The 12,299-nt window shown below is 67.6% G+C and carries 11 protein-coding genes; 9 read left to right on the top strand and 2 right to left on the bottom strand.

Annotated features, from left to right (window positions below):
• The first annotated feature begins 155 nt into the window (after nt 1–155).
• The 4 genes from ABZ004_RS34105 (at nt 156) to ABZ004_RS34090 (ending at nt 4,046) form a co-directional block, all read left to right on the top strand.
• Nucleotides 156–611, top strand: a complete 456-nt coding sequence (locus ABZ004_RS34105) for a hypothetical protein (RefSeq protein ID WP_355685489.1) — start codon at nt 156–158, stop codon at nt 609–611.
• A 109-nt stretch (nt 612–720) separates the two neighbouring features.
• A complete protein-coding gene (locus tag ABZ004_RS34100; protein WP_355685487.1) occupies nt 721–1,860 on the top strand; it encodes a hypothetical protein in 1,140 nt (379 codons plus the stop codon).
• A gap of 3 nt (nt 1,861–1,863) precedes the next feature.
• Complete coding sequence (locus tag ABZ004_RS34095) at nt 1,864–2,952, top strand: Ig-like domain-containing protein (RefSeq protein ID WP_355685485.1); 1,089 nt, start codon at nt 1,864–1,866, stop codon at nt 2,950–2,952.
• Entirely contained in the window at nt 2,952–4,046 is a 1,095-nt protein-coding gene (locus ABZ004_RS34090; RefSeq protein WP_355685483.1) for a hypothetical protein, read from the top strand. The genes ABZ004_RS34095 and ABZ004_RS34090 overlap by 1 nt, the downstream gene beginning before the upstream one ends.
• A 39-nt stretch (nt 4,047–4,085) precedes the next feature.
• Here the strand turns inward: ABZ004_RS34090 and aspS are convergent, their stop codons facing one another.
• Complete coding sequence (gene aspS, locus ABZ004_RS34085) at nt 4,086–5,375, bottom strand: aspartate--tRNA(Asn) ligase (RefSeq protein WP_355685481.1); 1,290 nt, start codon at nt 5,373–5,375, stop codon at nt 4,086–4,088.
• A 973-nt stretch (nt 5,376–6,348) separates the two neighbouring features.
• Nucleotides 6,349–8,607, bottom strand: a complete 2,259-nt coding sequence (locus ABZ004_RS34080; protein WP_355685479.1) for a sigma-70 family RNA polymerase sigma factor — start codon at nt 8,605–8,607, stop codon at nt 6,349–6,351.
• A 208-nt stretch (nt 8,608–8,815) separates the two neighbouring features.
• On the opposite strand from ABZ004_RS34080, the gene ABZ004_RS34075 reads away from it, so the two are divergent.
• The 5 genes from ABZ004_RS34075 (at nt 8,816) to rsrA (ending at nt 12,287) form a co-directional block, all read left to right on the top strand.
• Entirely contained in the window at nt 8,816–9,631 is an 816-nt protein-coding gene (locus ABZ004_RS34075) for a hypothetical protein (protein ID WP_355685478.1), read from the top strand.
• Nucleotides 9,632–9,793: 162 nt separating this feature from the next.
• Nucleotides 9,794–10,594 carry an SOS response-associated peptidase gene (locus ABZ004_RS34070; protein WP_355685476.1) on the top strand — a complete coding sequence of 267 codons (801 nt, stop codon included), beginning with the start codon at nt 9,794–9,796 and terminating at the stop codon, nt 10,592–10,594.
• 63 nt (nt 10,595–10,657) lie between these two features.
• Nucleotides 10,658–11,290: an alpha/beta family hydrolase gene (locus ABZ004_RS34065; RefSeq protein ID WP_355685474.1), complete on the top strand. Its 633-nt coding sequence runs from the start codon at nt 10,658–10,660 to the stop codon at nt 11,288–11,290.
• A 116-nt stretch (nt 11,291–11,406) separates the two neighbouring features.
• Nucleotides 11,407–12,018 (top strand): sigma-70 family RNA polymerase sigma factor, encoded by a 612-nt coding sequence (locus ABZ004_RS34060; RefSeq protein WP_355685472.1) that lies wholly within the window; start codon nt 11,407–11,409, stop codon nt 12,016–12,018.
• Nucleotides 12,015–12,287 (top strand): mycothiol system anti-sigma-R factor, encoded by a 273-nt coding sequence (gene rsrA / locus ABZ004_RS34055; RefSeq protein ID WP_355685471.1) that lies wholly within the window; start codon nt 12,015–12,017, stop codon nt 12,285–12,287. Before ABZ004_RS34060 ends, rsrA begins: the two co-directional genes overlap by 4 nt.
• Nucleotides 12,288–12,299 lie beyond the last annotated feature (12 nt).

Here is a 12,299-nt window from a genome sequence, read left to right as displayed (position 1 = left end):
GGTACCACCGATCGCCCGTCAGGAGAACAACCCGATCGGCGGACAAATCCACCCGATCAGCCGACAGGCACGTGGCGTGATCACTGTCACTCTTCGTGAGGACGGTCCGGCCCGGACCGCAGATCGGATCCCCTCACGGGGAGAGGAGAACCACAATGCGTAACAAGAAGAAGATCATGGTGGCGGCTGCCGCAGTAGTAGTCATCGGCGCCGGCTCAGCCTTCGCCTACTGGAGCACCACGGGTTCCGGCTCCGGTACCGGTACCACGTCCGCCGGCGCTAGCAACCTGGCAATCGCGCAGACCACCGTGTTCGACGCCTTCTACCCGGGCGACTCCGCGCAGACCATCAGCGGCACCGTCACGAACAACGCAACCAACAGCGCGTACGTCAACAACGTCACGGTGAGCATCAGCAGCGTGACCGGCGGCGCCGGCTCCTGTGACGCGACCGACTACACGCTGGCCTCGCCGGTGATGGCCATTGGATCCGACATCGTCGCCGGTGGCAGCTCGACCTTCACCGGTGCGACGTTGAAGTTCAACAACAAGGCCAGCAACCAGGACGGCTGCAAGGGCGCGACGGTCCACCTCGCCTACGCCAGCAACTAGTTCGAATCGCCTGTTCCCGGGGCCGGGTGGGGGGAGCTCGCCCGGCCCGTGAACGCGGTTGTCCGTCGTCCGCCCACGTGTCATGTCAGCCGAAAGGAGTGAGGTGCAGATGTCGCCCTGGCGAGTGTTTCCCGCCCTTCGGTCTGCCAATACCGTCACGAAGCTCGTCCTCGCCGGGCTGCTGTTGCTGTTGACCGCCGCAGGCATCGCGTACGCCGCACAGCCTGCCAAGCCCGGCATCACCCTCGGGATCTCACCCGCCAGCCAGTCCATCACGCGCGGCCAAGCCGCCGCCTACACCGTGGCGATCACCTCGACCAGCGGCTTCACCGGCAAGGTCACGCTGACCGCTACCGGGTTGCCCAGCGGAGCTTCGGCAGCCTTCAGTCCGACGTCGGTCACGTTGACTTCCGGCAGTACCGGAACGTCGACCCTGACTATCAGCACGACATCGAGTACGCCGGTCGCCTCGAGCACGATCACGGTCAAGGGCGTCAGCGGCACCGTGAACGGCACGGTCACCGCCGGCCTCACGGTGAATCAGCCCCTGTCGAGCTCCTTGACGATGAGCGCGACACCGGCGTCGGTCACGATGGCACCAGGCGCCACCGCTGTGTTCACGGTCCAGTTGGCGCGCACGAACTTCCCCGGCTCGGTGACATTCGCAGTACTGGGCGGCCTGCCTTCTGGAGCGCGGGCCACGTTCGCACCGAATCCGACGACCGGGAATTCTTCGGCACTGCAGATCACCACACCCGCCACCGCGTCCGACGGCAGCTTCACCCTGTACCTGGTGAGCTCCGGCAAGGACCCGGGTGGCACCACGCGGTACGCCTATGCGAGCGTCGGTTTGGTCATCGCCAAGGCCGGCAACCCGTTCACCATCTCGGGCAACCTGCCTGGCGCCCTGGCGCCCGGACTGTCCCGCCCGCTGGATCTCACGCTCGCCAACCCGAACAAGAAGCCGCTGTCCGTCACCAACCTGACTGTGACGGTGAAGACGGTGACGCGGACGGCGTACGCGATCGCACACAACCAGCCGTGTACGACGGCGGACTACGCGGTCACGCAGTACAGCGGTCCTTATCCACTCACAGTGCCGGCCAACGGCAGTGCTTCGCTGTCCAGCCTTGGCGTCAGCACGTCCGCCCGCCCACAGGTGTCAATGCTCAATACAGCGCTGAACCAGGACGGCTGCAAGGGCGCCACCCTCGCTCTCGCCTACTCCGGCTCAGGTCAGGGGAGCTGAACCATGATCCGCAGACGCCTACTCCTCCTGCTCGCCACCACCGTTGTCCTGCTGACAGCGACCGGAGTAGCCCTAGCCTTCTGGACCACATCCGGCGCCGGCACAGGCAGCGCACTGACCGGCACGCTGGCAGCACCGACAAATGTCACAGCCGTGGCAACACCGGGCAGCGGAACGGTCTCCATCACCTGGACCGCTTCCACCCAAGCGACCGGGTACTACGTCAGTCGCGTCGGCACCAACTCAACTTCCGCGGCCTGCGGCACGTCGCCTGCCCAACCGGTGACTGCTACGTCCTGCAACGACCTCGCTGTAGCAGACGGGACCTACCACTACACAGTTACAGCAGTACGCGTCAGCTGGACTGCCACCAGCACCCCGAGCGGGAACGTCACCGTCAACAACACCAGGCCCGCAGTCACGGTCAACCAAGCAGCATCACAAGCCGACCCGACCAAGACCGCACCGATCAACTTCACCGCAGTCTTCAACGCCGCGGTCACGGACTTCACGAGCTCGGACGTGACCGTCACCCCCGGTACTGCGACAGCAGTCGTCACCGGCAGCGGTACGACGTACAACATTGCGGTCAGCGGCCTGACAGCCACCGGCACCGTGAGTGTGTCAATCGCGGCGAACACCGCACACGACGCAGCAGGCGCAGGCAACACCGCCTCCACCAGCACCGACAACACAGTCACGTACGACGTCACTGCACCAACCGCCGTCGCACCAGGCGCCACTGCGGCCACCACCTCCGGCACCAACCCCATCTTCGTCAACAACGGGGCAGTGACCCTCACCGACGCCGCAACCGACACCAACTCCGGCGTCGCCTCTGTCAGCTATTACTACTGCGCCGGCTCCACCGGCACCTGCACCAGCGCGAACGGAACCCTGATCGGATCATCCTCGGCCGCCAACTTCCCCGTCACCAGCAACGGACCACTCGCAGCAGACGGCCCGTACCGCGTGATCGCAGTCGCCACCGACGCGGCAGGCAACACCAGCACCCCCAGCGCCGCCACCCTGATCACCGTGGACACCACCCCACCGACAGTCACCCGGCCCACAGTGAACGGACACTCCTGATGAGATCCTCGAAGAACAAGGCGGTCTGGCTGATCGGCGCCATCCTCACGACGCTGATCGGTGTCACCCTCAGCATCATCGGCAGTTCGGTCGCGTCCGCGGCGACCAGCGGCGTCACCTTTGCCGGCACGCCGCAGACGGGCGGTGCCACGGCCAGCTGGCAGATCGGGTTCGCCACCGCCAACGGCAGCGCGGGCATTCTCGCCGGCGGCAACACCGTTACGGTGACCTTCGATCCGGCGTTCGCCGTACCGAGCACTCCGGCGGTGACGCTCAACACCGGGTTCGCGAACTGTTCGGCAACGGCCTCGGCGACCGGGAGCGTCGTCACTATCCTGCTGGCGGGCGGCACCTGTGACCATCCGAAGAACAGCGCGGCCACGCTCTCGATCGCAGGGATCACCAATGCGCCCGTGGGCTCGTACCCGGCGAGCAGTTTCAGTGTTGCGACCTCCAAGGACGCAGCTGCCGGCTCACCGTCGGCGCCCGTCATCCTGGCCGTCGGGGCGGCGGCCAAGCTGGCGTACATCACTGCTCCGCCGACGACCGGCACCGCCGGCTCCCCGCTGGCTCCTGCGATCAGCGTTCAGGTGCAGGATTCGAGCGGCAACGCTGTCTCCACTGCTGGAATCACCGTCACTCTGGCGGTGTCTGCGGGCGTGATCGACTCCGGTGCGTCGGCGACCACCAATAGCTCCGGGCGCGCCACCTTCAGCGGAGTCATCATCAACACAGCAGCCACTGGTCTCACGATGACCGCGTCGGCGAGTGGACTGACTGCGACGCCGGCTTCCGCGCCGTTCAACATCACTGTTGCCGTGAGCAACGGAGCTGCGCTGACGGACAGTGTGAACGACGGTGCTGGGTCTGGTGTGAAGTCAGTCTCGTACTACTACTGCGTGGGTTATAGCGGCGGGTGCACGAGCGCCAACTGGACGTTGATCGGCTCCTCGAGCACAGCTGCGGGAAGCTATCTCGTGACCTGGAACGGTCAACCTGCCAACGGGGCGTACCGACTGGTGGTTGTCGGGACCGACAAGGTCAACAACGTCAGTCAGGCGAGTGCGTCGATTCCGGTGACCGTTGCCAACTAGCTGTTCCTCCCTTTGCGAGGAGGAACAGCTAGTCAGTGCCTACGGTGTCAGGCGGTGGAGGTCTCGGGGGAAGAGGGTTACCTCGCGGACGTTTTCGGCGCCGGTTAGGCGGGCTACGAAGCGTTCTAGGCCGATGGCGAAGCCGCCGTGTGGGGGCATGCCGTGTTTGAACGCTTGTAGATATGAGCTGTACGCCGGTGCTTCGGGTGACTCGCCGCCTGCTTCTAGGGCGGCCGCGTAGTCGCTGTAGCGGTGGAGGCGTTGGCCGCCGGTGACCAGTTCGACGCCGCGGAACAGGAGATCGAACGAGTTGGACCAGCGCGGGTCGGATGGCTGCGGATGGGTGTAGAACGGCCGCTTCACCATCGGATAGCCCTCGACCGCGACGAACGCGCTGCCATGTTCCTTCCGCGCCCACTCGCCGATCGCGCGCTCGTCGGCCGGAGACAGGTCGGATTCGTCCGGGTCGGCTCCGGCGAGTTTGAGGGCCTCGGCGAAATGCAGGACCGGTACTTCGGTGGGGATCTCGGGCAGCTCGACGTCGAGTCGCTCGAGCGCGGCGGCGGCCCGGGTCCCGACCGAGGCGAGCATCTCGGCGATGACGTTGCGCAGTACGGAAAGCACGTCGCGGTGGTTCTCGATGAAGCCGAACTCGGCGTCGAGCGAGACGTACTCGGCCAGGTGCCGGACCGTGTCGTGCGGCTCGGCACGGAAGACCGGGCCGACCTCGTAGACGCGCTCGAAGACACCGACCATCGTCTGCTTGTAGAACTGCGGCGACTGGGCCAGGTACGCCGGGCCACCGAAGTAGTCCAGGGCGAAGACGTTCGCGCCCGACTCGGTCGCCGTACCGACGATCTTCGGGGTCTGGATCTCGGTGAACCCCTGCTTGTCGAGTGCACCGCGGAACCCGTGCAGCGCGGCGGCCGCGATCTCCCAGCCGGCCCGGATCGCCGGGTGCCGCAGTGCGACAGGGGCGTTGTCCAGTACGACGGGGAGTCCCGCGCCGACCGTTGGCCGCCACAGCTCGATCGGCGGCGTCTCGGCCGGTTCGGTCAGCGGCGTGATGGTCGGGTCGACGATCTCGGCACCACCCGGCGCCTGCGGGTTGGCGGCCACCGTACCGGTCACCTGGACGACGGTCTCCTCGCCGAGTTCGTCCAGCTGTGCCTGGGCTTCCGGACCCTTGACGACGATCTGGCTGAGGCCGGACCGGTCGCGCAGGATCAGGAACCCGACGGCTGCGAGCCGTCGTCTTCGGTGCACCCAGCCGGCCACCGTGACGGTCTGGCCTACTGCTGAGGGGATCTCGTGGTTGAGAATGCGCATCGCTGTTTCACCTCCGTTGGTCTACTCGAACCCCGGAGGTGTGGGCGAAGGGGAATCTCGCGGTGCCACCACACCTTCACCGCCCTGCGTTGATGCAGGCCGGCCTCTTGCGTCGCATTCGCTCAGGAGTGTCTTCAGACCGGCCCGTGCATCGCCTTCCCAGCTACCGGCGACTCTCTCTGGCACAGGTAAACGGCCCTACTCGGTTCCGTCACCACGAACAGGCTCCAGGGTAGGGCGCGGAATCTCGAACGGCAAAACAATTGACCGCGCCTTCGCTCGAGGCTCACCTTCCTGCCGGCTGGAACCGGTGAGACCTCGGGAGTCGAGGCGGTCTCGGTGCACGTTGCCGATGTCAGGCGGTTGTTGAGCGTTTGATGTACCGACGGACAGGTAGAGCACCTCGAGACGGTGTATACGCGTAGTCGTTTGACGCTCAGGTGCACTAGTTGCCCTCGGCTACCTCCTGTCCGTCGGCACACCCACCACACCGTCGGCACACCCACCACACCGTCGGCACACCCACCACACCGTCGGCACACCCACCACACCGTCGGCGAACCTCGCACAACTCGGCGGGGGTTCGGACACCATCTCGCGGGTGCGGACACCACGTCGGGAGTGGTGGACAAGTTATTGCGTGACCCCGCCCCCGAGTTGGTGTCCGAACCCCCGCCGACGTGACCGCGGTGCCGGGGGAGGTGCCTGAGGTCCCCGCATGGTGTCCGAGGCTCCGGAAGGTGTCTGGGCACTTGGGAGGTGTCCGCACTGCCGGGGTGTTCGCGGGGCCCAGGTGGTGGCTGAGGTGCCGGGGTGGTGGCTGAGGTGCCGGGGTGGTGGCTGAGGTGCCCGGTGGTGGCTGAGGTGCCCGGGTGGTGGCTGAGGTGCCCGGTGGTGGCTGAGCTGCCCGGGTGGTGGCTGAGGTGCCCCGGGTGGTGGCTGAGGTTCTGGCAGGGTGGGCGAGGGGTGGCAGCTAGCGCTTGCTTGAGGATGGGGGGATGGGGGCGGTGTCGGTGTCGTAGCGGCCGCCGGTGGTGGCGGTGACGGTGAGTTGGTTGGCGGGGCCGGAGCCTGGCCAGGCGGCCCATTCGGAGTTGAAGGGCTTGGTGTAGTGGTCGGTCCAGCAGGTCGCCCGGCGGATGTCGCTCGAGCGGGAGCAGGTCCAGCCGCGGTCCACGTTCGACAGGAAGCTGAGGTTGCGGCCCCAGGAGATCTCCAGCGTGACCCGGCCGGTGGTGCCCTGGATCTGCAGGAAGCGGTTGTAGACGAACGGGTTCGGGTCCTGGCGCGGATCGGTTGTGACGATCCGCAGCAGCGACTCGTCCAGCTTGATCGGTGCGAGCGTCTCCGAATCGGTGTCGGAGACCAGCCCGGCGGTCGCGCTCACCGTGTACGTCCGGGCGGCCGGCGAACTGTTCTCCGGCACGGCGAACGCGGCTGGTAGCGGAGCGGGTTTCGCGGGGTTGGTCGCAGTACAGGTCTTGGTGGCCTGGCTGCACTTCCAGCCGGCCGGGTTCGCCGCGATCGGCCAGGCCAGCGACGCGCCGTACGTGATCTTCAGCGTCACCTGGGAGCGATCGGTGCCGGGGGCAACGGTCAGGACGCGGAAGTGGGTGTCCGGGTCGGCCTTGCCGGCGGCGATCCGGAGCAGGTTCTCGTCGGTGCGCGGTGGTGCGACCAGGGTCTCGGAGTCGTCGTCGTAGAGCCGGCCGGACTTCGCCGAGATGGTGAAGGTTCGGTCGGCGGCCGATCCGCCCAGCGGGTTCGCGAAGCTGATCGGCAGCACCTGCGGGGCGCCTGGGTTGTTCGCCGTACAGGCTCCGCTCTTGCTGTCAGCGGCCTTCGTGCAGGTCCAGCCGGCCGGCTGGCCGCTGATCGGCCAGGCGAGCGACTTGCCGTAGTTGACCCCGATGGTCACCGGTTTGGTGTTCTTCGCCGGGACCTTGATGGTGATCAGCCACTGACTGCCTGCCGCGGCCTGATCCTCTACCGCCGCGGCGCGGGCGGCCGGTCCGTAGATGCTCGGCACGCCACCCCCGGAACGCGGTGCGCTGATGGTCAGCAGCCCCTCGTCGAAGATCGGCGTGGTCGGCTCCGGCGGAGTCGGCGTGACCGGGGGAGGTGAGGTCGTGGTCTGGGTCGGCTCCGGCTGGGTCGGCTTGACCTGCGGCGGCTTGACCGTGGGCGGCTTCACCGTCGGGGGTTTCACGGTCGGCGGCTTGACCGGCGGCTGCTGGGTCGGCTTGGCGGCGGGCGGCTTGCTGATCGCGGCCGGCGGGGTGTCGTTGCCGGTGAGGGCCATCGCCGCGAGGACGGCGGCCACGGCGACCACGACGACGGCGCCGCCGGTGACCGCCGTACGGGTGCTGTTCTCGGTGACCTTGCGCCAGCCGGTGACGAAGAAACCGACCAGGCCGACCTTGGCTCCGGTGCCGGCGGCGGCCAGGTAGCCGATGCCTGCGGTGCCCAGCAGGGCCGGGGCGAGCAGTGCCGGCAGCGCACTGTTGACCTCGACAAGCTCGAGGTAGACCGCGGTGCACTTGGCGCAGTCGTCCAGGTGCTCGCGGACGTTGTGGTTCTCCCGCTTGGTCAGGCCGCCGCGGACGTATGCGCCGAGCCGCTCGGTGGTCCAGCGGCAACGATCCCCGGCCACGTCGGCGAGGTGCTGCTGCAGATACGCCTGGCGAAGGCCTTCGCGGGCCCGGTAGGCGAGGGCGGAGACGCCGTTCGCGGTCAGGCCGAGCAGCGGAGCGATGGTGGCGGGTTTCTCGCCCTCCACCTCGGTGTGCCACAGGACGGCCTGCCAGCGCTCGGGCAGGCTTGCGAACGCCTTCGCGGCGGCGCCCGACTCGAACCCGGTGACCGTCGGATCCTCGAAACCTTGCGGATCCCGCTCGTACGCCGCGATGTCGTCGGTACTGGTGACCTTGCGGCCGGAGCGGATCCGGTCGACATGCACCCGGCGTACGGTCGTCAGCAGGTAGGCCCGGAAGGAGATGTCCGGGCCACCGCCGGCCCGGAGCGCGTCGAGCACCTTGGCGAAGGCATCGCTGGCCAGGTCGTCGGCATCGTTGGCCGGGACCAGCTGGCGCGCCATCCGGACCGCGGCGTGGTGATGGCGGCCGAACAGCTCGCCGTACGCGTCGAGATCGCCCGCGCGCACGCGGGCGATCAGCTCCGCATCGCTAGGCGCTTCGAGCGCATCCACGTCGGGTCCCCCTGGGTATGTCACGACATCGTCACCGTCTGTCACTTGGTTGCCGGACACAAGGCTCCCACGAGGGACGGGTCCGTGCATCTTTCATGACGACCGCGGCCCTTCGCAGGTTACGCGAAAAAAGTTCTCAGAATCCGCGTCATGAACTGATTGCGGCTCTGTCTCACTCCCAGAACGACGCCTCCGGCCGACCGGCCGGGAGACGAAGGGACCGAGGAGGGCCATGTCGCTGTTCGCGGATTTCCGCAGGCGGTTCGAGTTGCGCCCACCCCGGGACCTGAACCTGGCGGGGTCGCCCGCCCGGATCCGGCCGGAGGCGTCGTCGGTTGAGCAACCGTGCGGAAGGAGGGAGCCGCACGGCACAGCTGGCATCGACCGCAGCGCCTATCTCGCGATAGCCGAGGCGTTGCAGGACGGTGCCGACGTTGTGCCTGCCAGTGACGAGGTCGGCCGCCAGTTGGCGGCCGACGGAGTCTCGTTGCTGGAGGCACTGGATGGGCTGGGTGCGCTGTACCGCGCGATCGGCGGGGGCGAGCCCGCTTTCGAGGCGGTACGCGCACTCAGTTCCAGCTGGGCCGAAGCGTCACTCATCTATCTGCACTCGCTGTCCTGCGAGGACCCGCTGACCGGGCTGTCCAGCCTGGCGCACCTGCGGTCCCGGCTCGGCGAGATCTACCGGGAGGCCGATCTCCGTGGAACATCCGTCCCTGCGACCCACGCACTGGTCGTGGTCGAACCGCTCAACCCGCCCGGCCTCACGACGCTCGACCGCGAGCTCCGGCTCATCGACATCGCGGAATGCCTGCGGATCGTGTTCGCCGGCGGTGACGTACTCGGCCGCCTCGGCGCACGGCGCGCGGCGGCGCTCGTCGGTCGCGAGCCGAACCTGCCGGACCAGGTCGAGACGGCTCGAGCGCTGATCACCCAGTGGCGGATGGACACCGACGAACCTCAACTCGCCCGGCTCTGGATCGAGGGGCTGCCCGCCTCGGCATCGATGGGCGGCGCCTTGCTGGACGAGTTGGCAAGACCGTCATAGGACCTGCGTCCGGTCGCCTACAGGGGGGCGCCCGGGCGCATCGAACCGGCGGCGGATCGCCTATCACGGGGTAGGCGATCCGCCGTCGCCTGTCCTTTCTTATCTCTACTACGCACGCGGCCGCACCGGCTTTTGTCGGACGCCCTGGCTAGGCTGACTCTCATGTGTGGTCGTTATGCATCCAGTCGCGATCCGGCCGATCTGGTGGTCGAGTTCGAGATCGACGCGGGGAATGTCCGGGAGTCCGTGCAGGAGCTGCCGGACAACTACAACGTGGCCCCGACCGACCCGGTGATCGCCGTGGTCGAGCGGAAGAACCGCGAGCAGCCCGACGAGGTGGTCCGCAAGCTGACCACGGTGAAGTGGGGGCTGGTGCCGTCCTGGGCGAAGGACACCTCGATCGGCAGCCGGCTGATCAACGCCCGGATGGAGACGGTCACCGAGAAGCCCGCGTTCAAGAAGGCCTTCGCGACCCGGCGCTGCATCCTGCCCGCCGACGGGTACTACGAGTGGTACGAGACCGAGCAGAAGCTGAACGGCAAGCCGGTCAAACAGCCGTACTTCATCCGCCCGGCCGACGGTTCGGTGCTGGCGATGGCCGGGCTCTACGAGATCTGGCGGGACAAGTCCGTCGCGGACGCCGAGTCCGACGCGGCCTGGCTGTGGACCTGCACGGTGCTGACCACCACGGCCACCGACGACCTCGGCCGGATCCACGACCGGATGCCGCTCCTGGTCGAGAAGGAGCGGTACGACGCGTGGCTCGACCCATTGAGCTCCGACCCCGACGAGTTGCGCGAACTGCTGATCCCGGCCGCCCCCGGCCGGCTGGAGGCGTACGCCGTGTCGAAGGCGGTCAGTTCGGTGAAGAACAACGGGCCGCAGCTGGTGGTGCCGTTGCCACCCGACGGTGTCGACCCGATCGACAAGCCCGAGGAGCCGGAGGAGATCACCCTGTTCTGAACCAGTGTGGTGGTCCGGCGCGCGGCGGTCCGTAGTACGGGCCGGAAATGACAGGATGGGGCCGTGACCGACGAACGGATTGTGGCGACGCCGCACGGTGAGGCCCGGATCGTGGCGCACCGGGCCCGGCGACCGGTGGCGACCCTCGCCCTCGGTCACGGTGCCGGGGGTGGCATCGAGGCCGGTGACCTGGCCGCGCTGGCCGCGCGCCTGCCGAAACTCGACATGAACGTGTTCCTGATCGAACAGCCCTGGCGGCGGGCCGGCAAGAAGCTCGCGCCGGCCCCGAAGGTGCTCGACGAGGCCTGGATCGCGACCATCGGCCAGCTCCGGATCAGGACCCCACTGGTGATCGGCGGGCGCAGCGCGGGGGCGCGGGTGGCCTGCCGGACGGCGGCCGGTCTGGGAGCTTCCGGCGTACTGGCGTTGTCGTTCCCGCTGCATCCGCCGGGTAAGCCGGACAAGTCGCGGGTGGACGAGTTGCAGAGCTCGCGGCTGCCGACGCTGGTCGTGCAGGGGGAGAAGGACCCGTTCGGGACGCCGCAGGAGTTCCCGCCGATGACCGAGATGGCGGTGGTGCCGGACGGGGACCATTCGTTCAAGGTGCCGAAGCGGGCGGAGCTGACCCAGGCGGAGAGTTACGAGCTGCTGGTCGAAGCTGTGTTCGAATGGGTGACCCGGGAAGTCTCGGGCTGAAAAGTCTTCATTCGGGCGGGAATGGGCCGCTGGGCGGCGGCGTTGTGACGAACATGATGGCAACGAGCCTGGCTCCGGCGCGGAAGACTGGGAAGACACCGGTATTCTCGATCACGATGCCGACTCCCACGACCACCGAGACACCCGAGCAGCGGACCGAGCGCTTCGAGCGCGAGGCGCTGCCCTTCCTCGACCAGATGTACGCCGCGGCGATGCGGATGACGCGTAACCCGTCCGACGCCGAGGACCTGGTCCAGGACACCTTCGCCAAGGCGTACAGCTCGTTCCACCAGTTCACGCCCGGGACCAACCTGAAGGCGTGGCTGTACCGGATCCTGACGAATACCTTCATCAACGGCTACCGCAAGCGGCAGCGTCAACCGACGCAGTCGCCGACCGAGGAGATCGAGGACTGGCAGCTGACCGCCGCCGAGTCGCACACTCCCGGTGGGCTGAAGTCGGCCGAGGCGGTCGCACTGGAGCACCTGCCCGACTCCGATGTGAAGTCGGCGCTGCAGTCGATCCCGGAGGATTTCCGGCTGGCCGTGTATCTGGCCGATGTCGAGGGGTTTGCCTACAAGGAGATCGCCGACATCATGGGTACGCCGGTCGGCACCGTGATGTCACGACTGCACCGTGGCCGCCGCCAGCTGCGCGAGTTGCTGGCCGACTACGCCCGGGACCGGGGCCTGATCCCCGCTGAGAGTTCATCGGAGGAGGAGTCGTGAGCTGCGGCGAGCACCACGATGTGGACTGCAGCGAGATCCTGCAGCGGGTGTACGTCTTCATCGACAACGAGTTGGAAGACGCCAGCACCGACGAGATCCGCCAGCACCTGGAAGAGTGCGCACCCTGCCTCGACCAGTACGATCTGGAGCGGAGCGTGAAGAAGCTCGTCGGTCGCTGCTGCGGCGACGAACATGCACCCGAGGCCTTGCGCCAGCGGATCCTGCTCCGGCTCACGGAGCTCCGGGTGGAGATCACCACCACGGACTGAAAGCACCGGCCA

It is taken from the genome of Kribbella sp. NPDC006257 (assembly GCF_040613535.1).
In the GTDB taxonomy this organism is placed as follows: domain Bacteria; phylum Actinomycetota; class Actinomycetes; order Propionibacteriales; family Kribbellaceae; genus Kribbella.
The sequence above is the reverse complement of the archived record's forward strand: the minus strand, read 5'-3'. Positions and strand labels throughout refer to the sequence as shown.